Source organism: Ectobacillus funiculus (assembly GCF_004138295.1).
GTDB classification, from domain to species: Bacteria; Bacillota; Bacilli; order Bacillales; family Bacillaceae_G; genus Ectobacillus; species Ectobacillus funiculus.
The window spans coordinates 70,346-88,826 of the sequence record NZ_SCFM01000004.1; the positions used below are offsets into that span (position 1 = coordinate 70,346).

The window sequence follows — 18,481 nt, forward strand, 5'->3', positions numbered from 1 at the left end:
TATGATTTCGGATTAGCCTAAATCAGTGGTCGTTACTTTGCTAAGCAACACTTTATAATTTCATTTACCATATTTTGTAATAAAATAAAAAACATTAATTAAAAACATAAAAAAGCTTATCATTGTATGAGTATATTTACTCCCTAACAAAGTAATAACTATTGTTTTGCACCCAGATACTGTAAAGGGACATTTTAAAATTCCTGATAAACCAAGCCACAGTACTGCATTCAGGCGTTTTCCTAAAGGGATAAACAATGGTAAAACCCTAACTAATTTTGGATACCCTTTTAAATTTGAGAGGGAAAGGGAGCTAAATGACTTTTTGAGTAAGATAAGCAATCTGTGATAGAAAGTATAAAATAATAATTGACAGACTCATGGGAGCTACCTTATCATTATTACAAATAGTTGAATAGTTCTCCTAAAGGGGAGTAGCTTTTACAGCAAAGTCGTCATTACGGAGTTTTGTTACTCTCGGCTTTGTTGGCAACATAGCGTTGTTAGCAAGACCTTTACCTGCATGTTGGTAAAGGTCTTTATTTGTATAAAAAACCTTTACCAAAAATGGTAAAGGTTTTTTTATTTCGTAATTTTGAGGGAGAGGTAAGTACATGATACGTCGAATGGTCTTCTAGCTAGAAATTTATACTTTTTTAAAATGTAAAAAATTGAAAAGCACATGACTGGAAATCAAGTGAATCTTAAATACATATAATTGAGGGGGAAATACATTGATATTACGGAAGTCCATGTCTCTTCTAGGAATAGGTTCAGCACAGATAGATCTTGTCCTACTTAAAAAAACATATAGACCGGATGAATATATTAACGGACATTTCTTAATTAAAGGGGGCACCGTTGAACAACAAATTAAACGAATTGAGTGTGATTTAGCTATGATTAACCATTCTACAGGTTTAGAACAAATAATTGATACAACAATCATTTTAACATCAAGACTTATTTATTCTGAAGAATCAAATAAACTGCCATTTACCTTTAAGCTACCAGCTTTTATGCCGATTTCCTCAAAAGAGATATCGTACTGTTTTAGAACAAAACTTACTTTTGATGAAGGTGTACAAAGCAAGGATCAAGATACAATCCAAATCATCCAATAATTATTATTATTATGAGGAAGATTCATAGTGTACAACCAATCCTTTACTAAAATTCACTTTCATAGGAGGGTTTAGTCATATGCAGACATCAGCCATTGGATTATTGCGTCGCATTGGTATTATTGAAGGGATTTCTTACTTAATCTTACTTTTTATCGCGATGCCGCTTAAGTATTTTGCGGATTTTCCTATCCTTGTCCAGATTTTTGGCATGGCACATGGTATCCTGTTTGTATCGTTTTGCTTAATGTTACTTATTGTTTGGTTTAGACACCGCTGGTCCTTCATGCGTGTACTTTGGGCTTTTATGGCGTCATTGCTGCCATTTGGTACTTTCCTACTAGATATTCGCTTACGTAAGGAATAACAACTAAAAGGCCAATAAAACAATATGATGATATAAAGAAAAAAGCGTTCCAACTTTACATTGAATCGCTTTTTTCTTTAATTTCCAAAAGATCATTGACAACTGTTTTATTAAATTATATATTGTTAATCAATAGCTTTAATGTTGAGTAAACAAGTGGGTAAAGTAAGAAAAGACAACCCATTTTTGTTTAGAGAGATGTAGAACTGACCCTACAATACTTTGATACAATCACACATATATGTTTGATGAATATGGCTTACCGGTCAACCGGCAGCCCCTTAGTATAAGATGAACCTCACTTATGCTAAGGGGCTCCTTATTTAGAAATATTGTAATAATTATAAAGAGTACGAGGGAGGTCAAAAGTAATGTTAAGTTCGAGATTCGGGCAAACAGCTATTCAAGGAACCGTGGTTCATGGCAGAAAAATAGGACGCAAACTTGGTTTTCCAACAGCCAATATCGATTCTCATGATGAACAATTAGAAAATGGCGTATATGGAGTTCGTGTACTTCTGAATGAAAAGGAATATACAGGGATTATGAACGTTGGTGTTAAACCCACATTCGATTCAAATGTATCAAGAACTATTGAAGTACATCTTCTGGATTTTGTAAACGATATTTACGGGGAGTCTCTAGAGTGTCGCGTTCTTTTTAAAGTAAGGAATGAACAAAAATTCCCCTCAATAGTCCATTTAAAACAACAAATTATGAACGATATTCTCTACGTTAAACAAACATTGAAACGCCTCAAGAGTTTCAATGAAAACAACAGGGAGATACATGCTTTATAAAAAATATGCCGACTGGATCACTAGAGGCTCTCAATTTTCAGGGTGAATTTCATCTGAAACTGAGGGCCTTTTTGTTTGTAAAGAAGTGAAAGGAGAAGAGGGAGGATGGAGAATTCGCTATAAAACAAATGATTGATTTAAACTTGCAAAAAAGTAAAGGACATCTTTTGGATTTTTAAACAGATATTTAGGGAGGAATTGTATATGTCGGAGATTGTTTTGAACTCACAGCATATTTTTAGAAAAGAAGCAGGGAGGACCTCGTTAAAACAAAATGAGTATCTAAATTTGCCTGATTTACAGTTCTTTAATTGGTGCAATCAACAGTATCGATTGAACAGAGGGATATATAATACCATCGATGAATGGTTTTATCATTATGGTATCAAGGAAATTCTTTCCCGTCGAATCTATATTCTAGCATTCTTAGGATTCGTTCAAGAAACAGAACAAGAGTCCGATCAACATAAATTTATACGATTTGGAAATAGAGGTCTTACTAAACAGCTGACTGAGTTTATAGCTATACAAGATAAAGAAAGTAAACAGAACAAAAAGAGCTCTGCAATGCGTAGCCATTTTATACGTAATACGTCGAAACTTCCTGAATAGGAGGAGGGTATTCATGGGATATGACCCCAACGAAGAGTCTGTACCCTCCTACCGGCTTTCTTTAATAACCTTATTTATTGGTTCGTTTGTAGCAGTCTATCACGTTGTATCGCTAAATGTTTCATTGCCGGGATTCATTCAAATCTTTCACTCCGAGTTAGGAACTGTTCAATGGCTCATTACAGGATTTACACTAGCAACCGGAATTATAGCTCCCATTAGCAGCTATTTGGGTAACCGTTTCAGCAACAAGAAATTATTCTTGTTTTCTATTTTTGGATTGACTGTTAGCTCCATTCTTTGCTCGTTTGCTTGGAATGTTTATGTATTAATTATATTTCGTATCATTCAAGGTATATTTTGCGGATTGATTCAACCTGTTTCGCTTGCAATGATCTATCAGACTATACCAAGGGGGAAGCAAGCTTTAGCAATTAGCCTTTGGTCGGCTTCTACGATTCTCGGACCCGCATTAGCTCCGACTATTAGCGGTTGGCTGCAGGGATATAATTGGCGTTGGATGTTTTTAGTGACAGTGCCGCTTGGTATTATCACCTATGCAATGGGGACGAAATATTTGCCTTATTATCGTGTGAACATAACTCAAAGGCTGGATAGAAGAGGGATGGTCTTAGCGATTACTGGGAGTTTGATATTATTGTCCCTCTTTGGAAATGTTCATCGGTGGGGCTGGTTTTCTGGAAACTCAATAATCTGTTTAATTATAGGACTGACAGCCATCTTATTGTTTATTCAACATGAGTTGAAGGTAAAAGAGCCCCTTCTGCAGCTGCGGCTTTTTAAATCACGCACATTCACCGCCAGCCTTGCTGCATCCGTTGTATTGATGATAGGGCTATATTCTGGGATTTATTTTATTCCACTTTATCTGCAGGAGATTCACGGACTATCTTCTTATGAAGTTGGTGTGTTGCTTATTCCCCCAGCTCTTTCATTGGCATTGGCTACTATTTTGTCGGGAAAAGTCTACGATCGTGTAGGTCCAATGCCCTTGGTTGCTATTGGTGCTATTCTTCTCGCAGCCGCATCGTGGAAGTTCAGCCACTTGAGAGTGGACACTACTTTAACTTATGTAGCCGGATGGATGTCCATCCGATATATCGGAATAGGCTTGTCCATGACACCTGCTATGAACGCAGGTATGCGGGTGGTCTCGAGAAACTTATCAGGACATGCAGCCGCCCTCATCAACTGGCTGCGTCAGGTTTCGGGCGCTTTAGCATTAGGGATGTTCACATCTATTTTCTATTCGAGGATGGGGGTACATTTGGAGGAACTGAATCTTTCGGCAGGACAAAACGGAGAGAAGTGGGTTCATTCTACAGCTTATACAATGAGTGTGGATGATGCTTTTCTCATCGCAGGTCTGTTTGCACTGACTGCAGTACCCCTAGCTTTGTTGTTACATCAAAAAGGAGATGATACATCGGAGGAGCAGACAGGCACAAGTGCTTGAGTCATGAAAGGGGGTGAGTGAGATAGGCTAGATAAAGAAAACGATTGGCGAGGACAGAGGCATAGTCGCACTTATACTGTATTCCTAAGATTTCCGACTACGTCGAATTCACTTCTAGCTAGAAATTTATACTTCCCTACAGTGTAAAAAAGGATCATGAACCCGAATGAATGAGGAATTTTGGTTAGGATTAGCCAAGGGCGTGCAGGAATCGGTTTTGGTATGACTTTGCTATGTATTAACTATTTTCGTTATTTTTGAAAGGAGAATGCTATATGTCTAAGGTTATTATAAATGAGTATCGTCCACTGGAGCTTTCATATCGTAAGGTTCACAAGGGTACACGTATTCTGCGGCGTCTTCCAGAGGGAACGGAGGAAAATTATTACAAATTATTTGAAGTGAAGCCTTTAGGCCCAACTATTGGTGCTGAAATCATTGGAGTAGACTTGCGGAATCCAGTCACCCCCGAGTTGAAGGAGGAGTTGAACAGAGCGCTACTAGAGTGGAAAGTTATTTTCTTTCGTAATCAGCAGATTACTAGTGACCAACAAGTGGCGTTTTCTAAGTTATGGGGGGAGCTAGAAACACATCCATGGCATCCGCAGGGTGACTCTGATGAGGTTATTCGTTTTACTAAGGATGAAAAGCAGATTGGTTATGAGAATGTTTGGCATACGGACGTCACATGGCGACTGAATCCTGCTAAAGCCGCTGTATTACGCCTTGTTGAAACTCCTCCGGCTGGCGGTGATACACTTTGGGCAGATATGGCTGCCGTTTATGATAATTTACCTGAAGAGATCAAAGAGCGTATCGATGGACTTACTGCCATTCATGATTTTACCCATGCTTTCGGTCCCTCTTTGTCCCAAGAGGCGTTGATTGCTTGGCAAAAGGAGTTTCCAGCCGTTGAACACCCAGTGGTACGCACTCACCCAGAGACTAAACGAAAGACGCTGTTTGTGAATCCTGCATTCACTACCCGAATTATAGGTCTTGAGACTGAAGAAAGTGAACAGCTGCTGCAATATCTATTTCAACAGGTTCAAACCCCTGAGTATCAGGTACGTTTCTCATGGGAGGCAAACTCAATTGCATTTTGGGATAATCGTGCTACCCAGCATTACGCGGTTTCCGACTATTATCCAAATCGGCGTGTAGCCGAACGTGTCGCGATTATCGGCGAACGGCCGTTTTAGATCACTCTACGGAAAGTCATTATTTTAAGAGAACTACCTTTTTTGAAAATTTAAAAAATACAGAGAAATATATTGACGAGAAAAAAGGCAGCTGTTATGATTTAAAACATAGTTATCCACTAGGTATACATAGTTTTTGGGAGGCAGGTTCTGTTAGTTATTGCTTCTGCATCTTACTTGAACTAAATAGTGGTTAGTTACCGACTAGTCAACTAGAGGCGTTTATTCCAGAATATTTTATCCTGGAGTAGAAGCCTCTTTTTGTATATCTATGAAAAAAGGGGGCCAGCTGATGATCGATGATTTTTTGTTTTATACGAATTGAATAGCGGTTAGTTACCGACTAGTCAACTAGAGGTTTTTATTCCGGAATCATCCGTTCTGGAGTATAGACCTTTTTTTATTTAATAACTAGAAGCTGTCCTTATCTTTCATTTATTCACAATGATTCTATGATGGAAAAGTTTAGGGGGAAAAGAAAATGCATGTAAAAAAGAAAGATACTGTACGAAGTTTTTTAATCTTACTTTCAATGCTCATCGTTATGATATTTATTTCCGGCTGCGGAAAACAAACATCAAGTACCTCTGGGTCTGATAAATATGAAACGTTAGAGCTTCGTTACCAAGGTTCTGTAAATAATGTTACATTTCCTGAACTGGCAGAGGATTTAGGATATTTAGCTCCAATTAAGCTGAAATGGATTGGGAACACAACCAGCGGACCACAGGATATTCAATCAGCTGTAACAGGGGATGTTGATTTTGGTGGAGCTTTTAATGGAGCAGTTACGAAGTTAAAGGCAGCAAAGGCACCGATTAAGTCAGTTGTTGGTTATTACGGTGTTGATAAAAACACTTGGAGCGGCTTTTTTGTATTAGATGGAAGTCCTATCAAGACAGCTCGGGACTTAATCGGAAAAAAAGTGGCGATGAATACACTCGGTGCCCACCATGAATTTATGTTAAAAGAATATTTACACAGAAATGGTTTAACAAATGAGGAGATTAAGCAAGTCACTTTGGTGGCCCTTCCTCCCGTCAGCACAGAGCAAGCGTTACGGCAGAAGCAGATTGACGTTGCGGTACTTGGCGGTATTCTGCGGGATAAAGCGCTTGAACGCGGCGGAATCCATCCTTTATTTAGCGATTATGATTTGTTTGGTGAATTTACCGCAGGAAGCTATGTAATGACTGAGAAATTCCTGAAGCAAAATCCGAATACGACGAAAAAATTTGTAGAGGCAACTGCCAAAGCAATTGAATGGGCTAGAACCACTCCTCGCGAAGAAGTTATCGCACGGTACGAAAAAATTATTAAGCAAAGAGGAAGAAACGAAGATGCTTCTATTATTCAATATTGGAAGAGCACAGGTGTAGCAGGAAAAGGCGGGGTGATTGCGGATAAAGAATTTAGTGTTTGGATCGATTGGCTCATCAAAGATGGTCAGCTGAAAAAAGGGCAAATTAAGTCAAGTGATCTATATACGAATGAGTTCAATCCGTTTCAAAAATAAACCAAATGAAAGGGGACTATGAATATGAGTGTAAAAATTAGCTTTCAGCACGTCAACAAAGTGTTTCCAATCAAACAAGAAGGCAGGAAAAATTCTAAAGCTCAGTTCACTGCTTTACAGGATATTCATTTTGAGGTGAAAACAGGAGAATTCATGGTTCTCGTAGGTCCGAGCGGATGCGGGAAATCAACGTTGCTAGATTTGCTTGGGGGTTTAACGAAGCCGACATCTGGTCAGATCCTATTAGATGGAAAGCCTATCGATGGTCCAAGTCTTGACCGCGGGATTGTTTTTCAACAGTATGCATTATTTCCTTGGAAAACCGCTCAAGGAAATATCGAGTTTGGCTTAGAAGCAAAAGGTGTACCGAAAAAAGAACGCTCAGAACGAGCTAGACATTATCTTTCGTTAGTTGGCTTGTCAGGCTTTGAAAATCGATATCCTCATGAGCTTTCTGGAGGTATGAAGCAGCGGGTAGCCATTGCGAGAAGCTTAGCATATGATCCTGATGTCCTACTCATGGATGAACCCTTTGCTGCGTTGGATGCACAAACAAGGGAGACGTTACAAAGTGAGCTCCTTCGAATTTGGGAGCAAACAAAAAAAACGATTGTATTTATTACCCATGGTATTGACGAAGCAGTGTACTTAGGACAGCGGGTAGCCGTCATGACCTCGCGTCCAGGAAAAATCAAACAGATCATTGATATTCCACTTGAATCAAGGACAGGCGAAGAAGATTTGCGTTCCAATCCCGAATTTGCAAAGATCCGTCATGATATTTGGAGCTTGCTTCGGGAAGAGGTAGCCAAAGCGCAAGAGCTTGAGCGAAATAAGCAGTTAGCCCACTCGCATAGAGGGAATTCGAAGAAAGAGGTGACTATTCATGGCTAATATTGGAGGAACAATTACCTTAAATAAAAAACAATCGCAAAAAGTAGTACTTCTTCCGTTCATATCATTAAAAAAGCTGTCCAAAAGCTTTGCTGCCATTTTTGTCTTACTGGCGGTATGGGAGATTGCACCTCGCCTTGGTTTTGTAGATCGCACATTTTTGCCGCCGTTTTCAGAAGTGGTTCAGGCTTGGTGGCAGCTTCTATTATCTGGTGAACTATTATCTCATTTCAAAGCTAGTTTATTTCGATCTTTAACCGGATTCGTAATCTCTTTATTACTAGCGATTCCACTAGGGCTCTTAGTAGGCTGGTATAAACCGCTTTCTGAAATTTTGACTCCATTGCTAGAGATATTTCGCAATACTGCAGCACTGGCGCTTCTTCCCGTCTTTGTTCTTATATTAGGGATTGGAGAAACATCTAAGATTGCTATTATCATATACGCTTGCTCATGGCCAATCCTTCTCAATACGATCAGCGGGGTAAAGCATGTTGATCCTTTATTAATCAAGTCTGCTAAATCGATGGGATTATCTCCAGTTCGATTATTTCAAAAGGTGATTCTCCCTGCTTCCGTACCGACCATTTTTACCGGTATTCGTCTAGCTGGTGCTAGTTCAATTCTCGTATTGGTAGCAGCAGAAATGGTTGGTGCAAAGGCCGGCTTAGGATATTTAATCAACTATGCGCAATACAATTTCCAAGTTTCGAATATGTATGCAGGTATTATTACAATTTCCGCATTAGGACTATTATTTAACTGGACTCTTGTAAAGCTGGAAGGACATTTTACAACTTGGAAAGCTACACAAGGAGAATAAAAATATATTAATAGGAGAGATAAAGATGAGTAAAGAAAAACGACAATTCAGACTTGGAGCATTTTTTATGATTCCTGGCCATCATGTAGCTGCTTGGCGGCACCCAGATGCAAAGGCGGATGACGTATTGAAGTTCGATTTTTATAAAAAGTTAGCCCAAACAGCGGAACGTGGAAAGTTTGACATGATTTTCTTAGCTGATGGTTATGCAGTGGGCCAAAACGTCTCTCCTACAGCAATAGAGCAAACTGTTACCGTTCGTCCTGAACCCTTTACGTTATTATCTGCTCTTTCTTCCGTCACTGAACGAATTGGGCTGGCAGGAACTGTCTCTACCACCTATAACGAGCCGTTCCATGTTGCCCGTAAATTTGCTTCTTTGGATTACTTAAGTAATGGGCGTGCAGGATGGAATGTTGTCACATCCGCAACAAAGGCAGAAGCACTTAATTTCAGCAAAGAAGAGCACTTATTGCATGAGCTTCGATACAACCGAGCAGCAGAGTTTGTGGATGTAGTCACAAAGCTTTGGGACAGCTGGGAGGATGATGCCCTTGTGATTGACAAGACAGCAGGCGTTTTTGCGGACCAAGACAAGGTGCATCAGGTGAATCATAAAGGAACATGGTTTTCGGTTCAAGGGCCATTAAATATTGCAAGGCCGCCTCAAGGCCATCCGGTTGTAATTCAAGCTGGATCTTCAGAAGCCGGTAAAGAGCTGGCGGCTCAAACGGCAGAAGTGATTTTTACGGCCTGGCAGACACTAGAAGAAGCACAAACCTTTTATAGAGATGTTAAGGGGCGACTTGCTAAGTATGGACGTTCCCATGATGATTTGAAAATTATGCCTGGTATTTTTCCGATTGTCGGAAGAACAGAGGAAGAGGCGAATGAGAAAAAAGCGCTTCTCGAAGAATTGATTCCTCCTGCAGCAGGAGTTGGCTTGCTTTCCGCCATGATTGGAGTCGATTTATCTGGTTATCCTCTTGATGGACCTCTCCCGGAATTACCTAATCTAGATCAAATTAATGGAGGGAAAAGCCGTTTTCAGCTGTTGAAAGACTTAGCCGAGAGAGAGGGACTGACGATCCGTAAACTATATCAACAAATTGCTGGTGCTCGCGGGCATAGGGAAATAAAAGGGACTCCACAACAAATTGCTGATCAGCTAGAGGAATGGTTTAAAAATGATGCTGCCGATGGCTTTAATATTATGCCGCCATATTTACCGGGAGGTTTGGAGGATTTTGTTGATTTAGTTGTACCGGAACTGCAGCGGCGCGGTTTATTTCGCACTGAATATGAAGGACATACTTTACGTGAGAATTTAGGTCTTTCTCGTCCGGCGAATCAGTTTACAAAAGTTCATTAATCATCATGATCCTTGCTAGTCATGACCATGAGTCTTGATATAAGTAGAGTACCATTTTCAGAAACCCCAAGAATGATGCTGATAGGCATCGTTCTTGGACTGAATGTTCGGGTGGATTTTTAGTCGCTTTTACACGGATGGGAGGATTTATACATGAGTCATGCTGATTTAAATCTTCGTGCAGATGTGCTTGTCATCGGAGGCGGTCCCGCGGGTGCTTGGGCAGCGTTAACTGCTGCTAAAGGCGGGGCAAAAGTTGTGCTTGTAGATAAAGGATACTGTGGAACAAGCGGTGCGACAGCTCCATCAGGCACTGGCGTATGGTATGTGAATCCTGATTCTAAAGAACGAGAGAAGGCAATGCAAAGCCGGGAAGCGCTGGGTGGTTATTTAGCGGATCGTGGCTGGATGAAGCGTGTATTGGACCGCACTTTCGAGAATGTGAATCAAATCGCTGCATGGGGCTACCCATTTCCAAAGGATGAAATCGGTGTTTCCCACCGAGGTACCCTGCAAGGGCCTGAATACATGAAGCTAATGAGAAAACAAATTCAAAAAGCCGGAGTTCGTATTCTTGATCATAGTCCTGCTTTAGAATTGCTTGCTGATGAATATGGGGTAGCCGGTGCCGCTGGGATTAACAATCAAACACAAGAAGCATGGAGGATTGAGGCGGCAGCCGTTATTATTGCGACTGGAGGATGTGCCTTCCTTAGTAAAGCTCTTGGTACGAATGTGTTAACTGGAGATGGATATTTGCTCGCCGCTGAAGCTGGAGCAAACTTTTCCGGAATGGAATTTTCTACGGCTTACTCGCTTGCTCCAGCCTTTTCCCCCGTAACGAAATCAGCTTTCTATACGTGGGCAACCTTTTATTATGAGGATGGTACGGTGATTGAAGGGGCTGGCTCGCAAAAAGGACGTTCTGTTATCGCTCGAACACTGCTTACACAGCCCGTGTATGCAAGGCTTGATAAAGTTGATGAGATGATGAAAACAGCTATGCGCAAGGCACAGCCTAACTTCTTTCTCTCGTTCGATCGACTCGGTATTGATCCCTTTACGCAAAAATTTCCGGTTACATTACGATTCGAGGGAACAGTTAGGGGAACAGGAGGCATCCACATTGTAGATGAAACTTGTGCCACTCAAGTTCCAGGACTTTATGCAGCAGGCGATGCGGCAACACGTGAGCTGATTTGCGGCGGCTTTACCGGTGGGGGCAGTCACAATGCTGCTTGGGCCATGTCTTCTGGCTATTGGTCAGGAGAGGCGGCAGCTAGGTTTGCAATTAAACAAGGAAGCTATGCATCTAACCGAAATGCACAAGGCTTGTCGAGAGCTTCTGGGGTTCCGAAACAGCCGATTGTAAGCTCGGATGCGCCAGACTCTCAAGAAATAGTGAAAGCAGTACAAAACGAAGTGTTTCCGTATGACCGGAACTGGTTTCGGACCGGTGTTGGTCTGAAAGCCTCTCTTGATCGTTTGGACAGCATTTGGGAAGAGATCAAGCAAGGAATTGGGGCTAAGGATGGTAATGTGACTAGAATCCGTGAAGCTGCCGCTATGACGGCAACTGCCAGATGGATGTATACAAGCGGACTGGAACGAAAGGAGACCCGAGGTATGCATCGCCGTGAAGATTTTCCAACAATCGATCAAAAGCAGCATTATCGTATCTTGAGCGGCGGGCTAGATCATACTTGGGCGAAGCCGTTTGTTGATCAAAATCCCAAATCCCCTATAAGGGAGAGGATCGTTTTATGATTGAACTATTAAGTAAAGATCGCTGCATAAAATGTAATCTATGTGTATCTGTTTGTCCTACTAATGTGTTTGAAAAGACTAAGGCTGGAGATGTTCCTATCATTGCCAGACAATCCGACTGTCAAAGTTGCTTTATGTGTGAATTGTATTGTCCAGTGGATGCTTTGTATGTAGCGCCTTTCGCTGAGCAAACTACTGAAGTGGATGAACAGGCTTTAATTAGAAAAGGAATGCTTGGCAGCTATCGTGAAAATATCGGTTGGGGCAAAGGGAGAAAGTCTACCGCTTCCTCTGACCTATCTTATCTTGTTATGAAACGCATGCGGGCTTCTCATTAGACGAGCCTTTTGTTACAAAAAACTAAGGAAATGGGTGTATATGATGAGTTTAAAAATTAATCCTGTTGAACAACTTACGAGTGAGGTTGAGAAGTATCGTAAAGCTGAGTATTCTGTTAATCCCTTATTTTTAAATCGTTGGTCCCCGCGTGCATATTCCGGTCGGAAGGTGTCTGATGAAGCGCTATATAGTGTTCTTGAAGCAGCACACTGGGCCCCTTCATCCTTTAATGATCAACCTTGGCGCTTTATTGTGGCGAAAACAGAAGACCAATTGAAGATTTTTCATGAATTCTTAAATCCCTTTAATCGAGCTTGGGCGGAAAAAGCTCCTGTTCTTGTTCTGATTGCATCGAACAAAAAGAGAGCGAATGGCGATTTAAACAGTGCACATGCATTTGATGCTGGCGCAGCTTGGGGACACTTAGCGATTCAGGCTACTTTACTTGGACTTAGTACGCATGCAATTGGAGGGTTCGATAAAGATAAAGCCCGAAGCTTACTGAAGATTCCAGAAAGTTTTGATCTTCATGCGGTAATTACCATTGGTTATCGTGACAACAAAGAAACACTTGATGCGAATTTGCAAGAACGTGAAAATCCTAGTACTAGAAAACCATTAAAAGAAGTTATTTTTGAAGGATCACTAAATGCGTAAACTGAAGATACTTTGTTATGATTATTTATAAGAAACAAACTCTCTTATCCAGAAAGGTGAAGGGGCTGGTTTGGTGAAACCTCAGCAACTATAGTTTTTATTTTATAGGATGCCAATTCCAGAAGAGCCTAGCTTCAGCAGATAAGAAAGGGGATTTTTTATGAACATTAGAAAAAAGCAACTATGGATAAATGATTATTTAGATTTGTACCTTTATGCGGGAAGTATGGATGATATATAAATTTTAGGTTATCTGACCAGACAACTGGAGGTTCCTCTTGATTTTTTAGCAAAATCAAAAGGAGCCTTTTTGTGTTCAAAAGAAAGGGGGATATAACGTGAATGAGAAATTGATGTACAGAGGGAGGATATCTATCAGGGGAGTCTCAGTGATTAGCGTTAGCTTGCTATGTATTATTTGGGCAGTGAGCACCAATTTGAAATGGGTAGACCCTATTTTTTTACCGTCTCCTCAAGCTGTTTGGAGAGCATTTTTAGATTTATTAACAGAGGGATACAAAGGAGCATCGTTAAATACTCACATTCTAAATAGTCTATATAGGTTATCTTCGTCTTTGGTTTTAGCGTTTTTTACAGCAGTACCATTAGGAATCCTATGTGGCTATTCAAAATACATACTGGCTATTTTTGATCCTATTGTTGAATTTTATAGGCCGCTTCCTCCGCTAGCCTATTATGCCTTACTTGTGCTATGGATGGGGATCGATGATAAATCGAAAATAGCATTATTATTTCTAAGTGCTTTTGCTCCGTTGTTTCTGGCAACTGTATCTAGTGTACAGAAAGTTCCAAGTGATCGGATTAATGGTGCATTAACATTAGGAGCTTCAAAAGGGAAAGTTCTTTTATATATCATCCTCCCATCTGCCCTTCCAGACATTGTAACGGGTCTTCGCACCGCGATTGGGGTTACATATGCTACGCTAGTTGCTGCGGAAATGGTCGCTGCCACTTCAGGTATTGGCTGGATGGTATTGGATGCTAGTAAGTATTTACGGAGTGATATTGTCTTTGTAGGAATCATTTTAATGGGAGTGATCGCCATTTTAATGGATGGCATTATTAGATGGTATCAACGTGTTCAATTCTCATGGGTTGGGAAATAAGATTCCTGACATAGCAATTACAAAAGTTGGGGGAGAAATGATATGGTTTTTCAAAGGAAACGAAATACGTTATGGATTCTTATATTAATTATGATTATTAGTCTAATTACGGGTTGCTCGAATCAAGGAGGGGCAGAAGACTCCACATCAAATGACATAGCACCAAAAGAAATTAGATTGGGATATCAAGTTTCCCCTAATGGAGAATTGCTAGCCAAAGCTTTAGGCTTGCTAGAAAAAAAGTATCCTGATGTAAAAATTAATTGGATTAAGTTTGATTCAGGCCGAGATGTGAATAATGCGATGGCAAGTGGGGGTATTGACTTTGGTCTTGTAGGTACACCTCCGGGTTCAATAGGAATTGCAAACAAGTTACCGTATAAAGTGTACTACCTGCATGATATTATCGGCGAAAGCGAAGCGTTAATCGCAAAACAAGATTCTGGTATTCAATCATTAAAAGATTTAAAAGGGAAGAAAATTGCGACCACCTTTAGTTCAACGTCTCATTATAGCTTGCTAAAGGCTTTAGAAAAGGAAGGTATTAACCCTCAAAAAGAAGGAATTACGCTCCTTGATATGCAGCCAGCTGACATTTATGCTGCTTGGAAACGGAATGATATTGATGCAGCTTACATTTGGCAGCCGATACAGACTAAGCTGATCACTGAAGGCGGGAATATGATTATTAGTTCAAAAGACTTGGCACAAAAAGACATTGTGACCGGGGAATTTGGAATTGTGAATAAGGATTTTGCGAAGAAGTACCCTGACATTGTTAAAGGATATATCGCCGTCTTAGATGAGGCAGTACATTATTATCACGACAAACCAGAACAATCTGCTCAGCTTCTCTCTAAAGAATTAGGCTTGTCTCCTGAGGAAAGCTTAACAACAATGAAGCAAATTATCTGGCTGGACGCTTCCCAGCAGAAGGAGTATTTTGGAACGTCAGGGCAGCCAGGGAAACTAGCTAACGTCTTAAAAGATACTGCGGATTTTATGGTCAAACAGAAAAATATATCGTCTGCGCCGGATTTAAATACATATCAGCGTGCGTTGCTAAGCGATTTGTATAAACAATAGAAGAGAAAGGAGAAGTAATATGAGCGTAAGTATCCCACATAAACGACATGCAGAGACTGTAAATCGTTCTAATGTAATTGAAATAAAAGATTTGAGTGTACGTTATGAAAATCAAGATCTATGTGTATTAGAGCATATTAATCTCGAATTATATGAAGACGATTTTGTTTGTGTATTAGGTCCATCAGGTTGTGGGAAATCTTCATTGCTAAATGTTATAGCAGGGTTTCAGAAGCAAATAATAGGTGAGGTCAGAATCAATGGAAATCTACATAGAAAGCCTAATGCGGATGTAGGAGTAGTATTTCAGCATCACAATTTGTTTCCGTGGTTATCAATTGAAAAAAACATTGAATTTGGTTTAAAAATGCAAGGCATACCGAGGGCAGTGAGAAAGCATACAGTTTCTTATTATCTGGAAATCGTGGGATTAGAAGCTGCTGCTAAAAAGTTACCTTATCAGCTTTCAGGGGGGATGAAGCAAAGAGCAGCTATTGCAAGAACGCTTGCTGCGAATCCTAAGGTTATATTAATGGATGAACCTTTTAGTGCTTTAGATGCTTTGACCCGTGCATCCATGCAAAACCATCTTCTTGAAATTTGGAGAAAAACGAAAAAATGTGTATTTTTTATTACGCATGATGTTGAAGAAGCGTTATTGCTAGGGACGCGTATTGTAGTTATGCAGTCCAATCCTGGGAGAATTATAGTTGACATGCCAAATCCTCTATCTAGACATAATAAATCGATAGAAGAAATGAAACGTGATAAGGATTTTAGTAGGTGGTGTGATTATTTCATTTCCAGTATACGTGATGGAGAGATAAAAAAAGGTGGAGAAAAATAATAATTTTTTAAATTCAATTATGTATTGTTTTCGCAAATGGAACCTTTCTAGGTTCCATTTGCATTTCAAGATGAAGAAAGGTGGAGCAGGGGTAATGAGTTGGATTTTACTTTTACTAGGGATTTTATCGGAGGTATTAGGTACAACGTCCATGAAAATGTCTGAAGGATTCACAAGACCAATCCCCTCAATCTTTATATTTATTTTTTACGGATTGAGTCTTACTCTGGTAACGCTGGCACTTAAACAGATTGATGTGAGTATTGCGTATTCTATCTGGTCTGGGCTAGGTACAGCTATTATCGCAACTATAGCTCTCATTTATTTTAAAGAACCTATCTCCTTAGTTAAAATATTGTCGATACTTATGATTATTGGTGGTGTAATTGGCTTAAATATAAGTGGGGGTACCCATACAAAGGAAGTATCCCCAGAGCAGGTACAGACAGAAATTAGCGCAGAGTAATACCCATAGAATTTCTAAACTATTAATTTTTTATTTTGAAATATCAATTAAAGAATTGACAGTGTAACAGGAAAAGTATTACAATCTAAATATCAAATAAAGTACATAAGATTAGTATGAATTAAATTTCTATAAGTAAGAGCTGATCAGTTAACTGAAGGCCAGGACACCAATAGGTGCTCTGGCCTGTTCTTGTTTATTCAAAACTTTCTTTGTTTGTCAAAAAAATAGAATTATATTCTGAAGGAAACGTAAGGGGGAGATTGTATGAGTAAGACTAATCCATCAAATTCTACTAAAGTTCAGTTAGAAATTAAACCAGTTACAGCGAGGATTGGGGCTGAAGTAACAGGGATTCGACTATCTGCTGATTTGAACACTTCGGAAGTGTTGGCGATACGAGAGGCTTTATTAAAATACAAGGTATTGTTTTTCCGTGATCAACAGCACCTTGATGATGCTGGCCAAGAAGCGTTCTCGCGTCTATTTGGCGAATTGTATGCTCATCCAACGGTACCGAGTAAAGATGGCACGAGCATTCTTGAAATTGATTCAACTCATGGAGGGCGTGCAGATGCTTGGCATACAGATGTAACATTTGTAGATGCGTACCCTAAAGCCTCCATTCTCCGCTCAGTTATCATCCCTGAAGTTGGTGGGGACACGATTTGGGCAAATACAGCAACTGCTTATCAAAATTTATCCAAGGAATTGCGTAATCTTGTTGATCAGCGCTGGGCGTTGCATACAAATGATTATGATTATGCAGCTTATCACACACAAGCATCATCAGAGGATTATCGTTATTATAAGGACGTATTTACATCAACTATTTATGAGACTAAGCATCCTCTCGTACGGGTGCATCCAGAAACAGGAGAGCGAACATTGGTATTAGGACAGTTTGTAAAAAGAATTCTTGGATTATCCTTGTCTGATTCCAATCATCTCCTTTCCGTTTTGCAAGATCATATTACCAAACCAGAAAATACTGTACGCTGGCGCTGGGCTGTCGGTGATATAGTGATTTGGGATAACCGTGCAACACAGCACTATGCGGTTAACGATTATGGTGATCAACATCGGGTGGTACGTCGGGTCACTTTGGCAGGGGATGTCCCTGTTAGTGTGGATGGTCAGCGTAGCGTTACGCAAACGAAGGTTAAAGTTGTTTCTGATAAAGCCTAATCAAAATTTATTCAGAGTATGTTTAAGAATATTTTCAGGCGGGAATACGTTTGTATCCCGCTGATTCTTAAGGGGGTATAGCCAAGTGGTAAGGCATGGGTCTGCAAAACCCTTATTCCCTGGTTCGAATCCGGGTACTCCCTCCGATGAGTCTGTTTATAGTATCAGGTGGAGAAAGTATGTTGAAAGCAATGATGGAATTTCGAGATATGGTTCTTCGTAATGACCATCCTATCAACTTGGAAAGTAAAGAACTGATTAAGCACATATTTTCCCATGAATCATTTCTCTTAACCATAAAATTATTATGTAAACTATTATACGTTAATCTTATATACACAGCTAGGAAATAAAACACTAAAACAGTCATTAGAATTAGAACGTTTGGATAAAGATTGAACCTACTATTATTAAGATAATGGGGTGGAGGGAGGATCCAATTAAGTTTAATTTATGAGAAAGTGCATTGATCATGAATCATGATGTAATCTTCATAAGATGGAAGGTAGAGTAAAAAAGAGAGAATCCTCTCTCTTTTTTACGGGAGATTGCCGCTGCCTGTCTTCATTTTTTCTTTGACCGTTCCAATAAATTTAGATACATGCTGTTCTTTCTCGAGCCATTGTGTGAATTCCTGTAAAAATTCTTCTTCGGTTAAATGTGTATACACAGTGCCATCGATTGTAAGCTCGAGGCGTTGCGCTGGCTTAACGCCTCGAGCAGCAACGCGCTGCATAATTTTATCGTATCGATCCATTGTTTCGATTAATGACTCTCGATCTTTATCGTGCTTTACCATCAATTCAGCCTCCTCTGG

General features: G+C 40.0%; 19 protein-coding genes, 1 tRNA gene and 1 riboswitch. Of the genes, 19 read left to right on the forward strand and 1 reads right to left on the reverse strand.

Translation table 11 applies throughout. The features are described from left to right. Positions 1 to 734: 734 nt before the first annotated feature. From EP737_RS01825 to EP737_RS01915, 19 genes are all read left to right on the forward strand, one after another. Positions 735 to 1,124 carry a sporulation protein gene (locus tag EP737_RS01825; RefSeq protein ID WP_129726219.1) on the forward strand — a complete coding sequence of 130 codons (390 nt, stop codon included), beginning with the start codon at positions 735 to 737 and terminating at the stop codon, positions 1,122 to 1,124. A 79-nt stretch (positions 1,125 to 1,203) separates the two neighbouring features. Continuing rightward, positions 1,204 to 1,491, forward strand: coding sequence for a DUF3817 domain-containing protein (locus EP737_RS01830; RefSeq protein WP_129726220.1), 288 nt, complete (start codon positions 1,204 to 1,206; stop codon positions 1,489 to 1,491). Positions 1,492 to 1,862: 371 nt separating this feature from the next. After that, the gene (locus EP737_RS01835; RefSeq protein WP_129726221.1) at positions 1,863 to 2,291 is read left to right on the forward strand and encodes a riboflavin kinase; all 429 of its coding nucleotides are present in this window, start codon (positions 1,863 to 1,865) and stop codon (positions 2,289 to 2,291) included. A gap of 204 nt (positions 2,292 to 2,495) precedes the next feature. Continuing rightward, positions 2,496 to 2,903 (forward strand): hypothetical protein, encoded by a 408-nt coding sequence (locus EP737_RS01840; protein ID WP_205650859.1) that lies wholly within the window; start codon positions 2,496 to 2,498, stop codon positions 2,901 to 2,903. 13 nt (positions 2,904 to 2,916) lie between these two features. Continuing rightward, the gene (locus EP737_RS01845) at positions 2,917 to 4,380 is read left to right on the forward strand and encodes a DHA2 family efflux MFS transporter permease subunit (protein ID WP_129726222.1); all 1,464 of its coding nucleotides are present in this window, start codon (positions 2,917 to 2,919) and stop codon (positions 4,378 to 4,380) included. 275 nt (positions 4,381 to 4,655) lie between these two features. Continuing rightward, positions 4,656 to 5,582: a TauD/TfdA dioxygenase family protein gene (locus tag EP737_RS01850; protein ID WP_129726223.1), complete on the forward strand. Its 927-nt coding sequence runs from the start codon at positions 4,656 to 4,658 to the stop codon at positions 5,580 to 5,582. Between the two features lie 532 nt (positions 5,583 to 6,114). Continuing rightward, positions 6,115 to 7,098 carry an ABC transporter substrate-binding protein gene (locus EP737_RS01855; protein WP_425455836.1) on the forward strand — a complete coding sequence of 328 codons (984 nt, stop codon included), beginning with the start codon at positions 6,115 to 6,117 and terminating at the stop codon, positions 7,096 to 7,098. A gap of 24 nt (positions 7,099 to 7,122) precedes the next feature. Then, positions 7,123 to 7,992: an ABC transporter ATP-binding protein gene (locus EP737_RS01860; protein ID WP_129726225.1), complete on the forward strand. Its 870-nt coding sequence runs from the start codon at positions 7,123 to 7,125 to the stop codon at positions 7,990 to 7,992. Next, positions 7,985 to 8,815 (forward strand): ABC transporter permease, encoded by an 831-nt coding sequence (locus tag EP737_RS01865; protein ID WP_129726226.1) that lies wholly within the window; start codon positions 7,985 to 7,987, stop codon positions 8,813 to 8,815. The genes EP737_RS01860 and EP737_RS01865 overlap by 8 nt, the downstream gene beginning before the upstream one ends. 25 nt (positions 8,816 to 8,840) lie before the next feature. Beyond that, complete coding sequence (locus EP737_RS01870; RefSeq protein WP_129726227.1) at positions 8,841 to 10,187, forward strand: LLM class flavin-dependent oxidoreductase; 1,347 nt, start codon at positions 8,841 to 8,843, stop codon at positions 10,185 to 10,187. 153 nt (positions 10,188 to 10,340) lie between these two features. Then, positions 10,341 to 11,954, forward strand: coding sequence for an FAD-dependent oxidoreductase (locus EP737_RS01875; protein ID WP_129726228.1), 1,614 nt, complete (start codon positions 10,341 to 10,343; stop codon positions 11,952 to 11,954). After that, entirely contained in the window at positions 11,951 to 12,292 is a 342-nt protein-coding gene (locus EP737_RS01880) for a 4Fe-4S binding protein (protein WP_129726229.1), read from the forward strand. The genes EP737_RS01875 and EP737_RS01880 overlap by 4 nt, the downstream gene beginning before the upstream one ends. 43 nt (positions 12,293 to 12,335) lie before the next feature. Further along, on the forward strand, positions 12,336 to 12,950 hold the full coding sequence (locus EP737_RS01885) for a nitroreductase family protein (RefSeq protein ID WP_205650860.1): 615 nt from the start codon (positions 12,336 to 12,338) through the stop codon (positions 12,948 to 12,950). A 41-nt stretch (positions 12,951 to 12,991) separates the two neighbouring features. After that, a riboswitch (SAM riboswitch) is annotated at positions 12,992 to 13,098 on the forward strand. Between the two features lie 190 nt (positions 13,099 to 13,288). Further along, a complete protein-coding gene (locus tag EP737_RS01890; RefSeq protein ID WP_129726231.1) occupies positions 13,289 to 14,077 on the forward strand; it encodes an ABC transporter permease in 789 nt (262 codons plus the stop codon). A gap of 42 nt (positions 14,078 to 14,119) precedes the next feature. Beyond that, a complete protein-coding gene (locus EP737_RS01895) occupies positions 14,120 to 15,163 on the forward strand; it encodes a taurine ABC transporter substrate-binding protein (protein WP_129726232.1) in 1,044 nt (347 codons plus the stop codon). Between the two features lie 19 nt (positions 15,164 to 15,182). After that, positions 15,183 to 16,010 carry an ABC transporter ATP-binding protein gene (locus EP737_RS01900; RefSeq protein WP_129726233.1) on the forward strand — a complete coding sequence of 276 codons (828 nt, stop codon included), beginning with the start codon at positions 15,183 to 15,185 and terminating at the stop codon, positions 16,008 to 16,010. Positions 16,011 to 16,104: 94 nt separating this feature from the next. Beyond that, a complete protein-coding gene (locus EP737_RS01905) occupies positions 16,105 to 16,476 on the forward strand; it encodes a DMT family transporter (RefSeq protein WP_129726234.1) in 372 nt (123 codons plus the stop codon). A gap of 267 nt (positions 16,477 to 16,743) precedes the next feature. After that, positions 16,744 to 17,664 (forward strand): TauD/TfdA dioxygenase family protein, encoded by a 921-nt coding sequence (locus tag EP737_RS01910; RefSeq protein ID WP_129726235.1) that lies wholly within the window; start codon positions 16,744 to 16,746, stop codon positions 17,662 to 17,664. A gap of 71 nt (positions 17,665 to 17,735) precedes the next feature. Beyond that, positions 17,736 to 17,807 (forward strand) — tRNA-Cys (locus EP737_RS01915). 395 nt (positions 17,808 to 18,202) lie between these two features. On the opposite strand, the gene EP737_RS01920 is transcribed toward EP737_RS01915, so the two are convergent. Continuing rightward, the gene (locus EP737_RS01920; RefSeq protein WP_129726236.1) at positions 18,203 to 18,463 is read right to left on the reverse strand and encodes a hypothetical protein; all 261 of its coding nucleotides are present in this window, start codon (positions 18,461 to 18,463) and stop codon (positions 18,203 to 18,205) included. Positions 18,464 to 18,481: the final 18 nt, after the last annotated feature.

What these genes read in the sequence shown, in the direction of transcription:
- EP737_RS01830 (WP_129726220.1), top strand. Translation starts at nt 1,204, where the DNA reads ATGCAGACATCAGCCATTGGATTATTGCGTCGCATTGGTATTATTGAA.
- EP737_RS01835 (WP_129726221.1), top strand. Translation starts at nt 1,863, where the DNA reads ATGTTAAGTTCGAGATTCGGGCAAACAGCTATTCAAGGAACCGTGGTT.
- EP737_RS01840 (WP_205650859.1), top strand. Translation starts at nt 2,496, where the DNA reads ATGTCGGAGATTGTTTTGAACTCACAGCATATTTTTAGAAAAGAAGCA.
- EP737_RS01845 (WP_129726222.1), top strand. Translation starts at nt 2,917, where the DNA reads ATGGGATATGACCCCAACGAAGAGTCTGTACCCTCCTACCGGCTTTCT.
- EP737_RS01850 (WP_129726223.1), top strand. Translation starts at nt 4,656, where the DNA reads ATGTCTAAGGTTATTATAAATGAGTATCGTCCACTGGAGCTTTCATAT.
- EP737_RS01855 (WP_425455836.1), top strand. Translation starts at nt 6,115, where the DNA reads ATGCTCATCGTTATGATATTTATTTCCGGCTGCGGAAAACAAACATCA.
- EP737_RS01860 (WP_129726225.1), top strand. Translation starts at nt 7,123, where the DNA reads ATGAGTGTAAAAATTAGCTTTCAGCACGTCAACAAAGTGTTTCCAATC.
- EP737_RS01865 (WP_129726226.1), top strand. Translation starts at nt 7,985, where the DNA reads ATGGCTAATATTGGAGGAACAATTACCTTAAATAAAAAACAATCGCAA.
- EP737_RS01870 (WP_129726227.1), top strand. Translation starts at nt 8,841, where the DNA reads ATGAGTAAAGAAAAACGACAATTCAGACTTGGAGCATTTTTTATGATT.
- EP737_RS01875 (WP_129726228.1), top strand. Translation starts at nt 10,341, where the DNA reads ATGAGTCATGCTGATTTAAATCTTCGTGCAGATGTGCTTGTCATCGGA.
- EP737_RS01880 (WP_129726229.1), top strand. Translation starts at nt 11,951, where the DNA reads ATGATTGAACTATTAAGTAAAGATCGCTGCATAAAATGTAATCTATGT.
- EP737_RS01885 (WP_205650860.1), top strand. Translation starts at nt 12,336, where the DNA reads ATGAGTTTAAAAATTAATCCTGTTGAACAACTTACGAGTGAGGTTGAG.
- EP737_RS01895 (WP_129726232.1), top strand. Translation starts at nt 14,120, where the DNA reads ATGGTTTTTCAAAGGAAACGAAATACGTTATGGATTCTTATATTAATT.
- EP737_RS01900 (WP_129726233.1), top strand. Translation starts at nt 15,183, where the DNA reads ATGAGCGTAAGTATCCCACATAAACGACATGCAGAGACTGTAAATCGT.
- EP737_RS01905 (WP_129726234.1), top strand. Translation starts at nt 16,105, where the DNA reads ATGAGTTGGATTTTACTTTTACTAGGGATTTTATCGGAGGTATTAGGT.
- EP737_RS01910 (WP_129726235.1), top strand. Translation starts at nt 16,744, where the DNA reads ATGAGTAAGACTAATCCATCAAATTCTACTAAAGTTCAGTTAGAAATT.
- EP737_RS01920 (WP_129726236.1), bottom strand. Translation starts at nt 18,463, where the DNA reads ATGGTAAAGCACGATAAAGATCGAGAGTCATTAATCGAAACAATGGAT.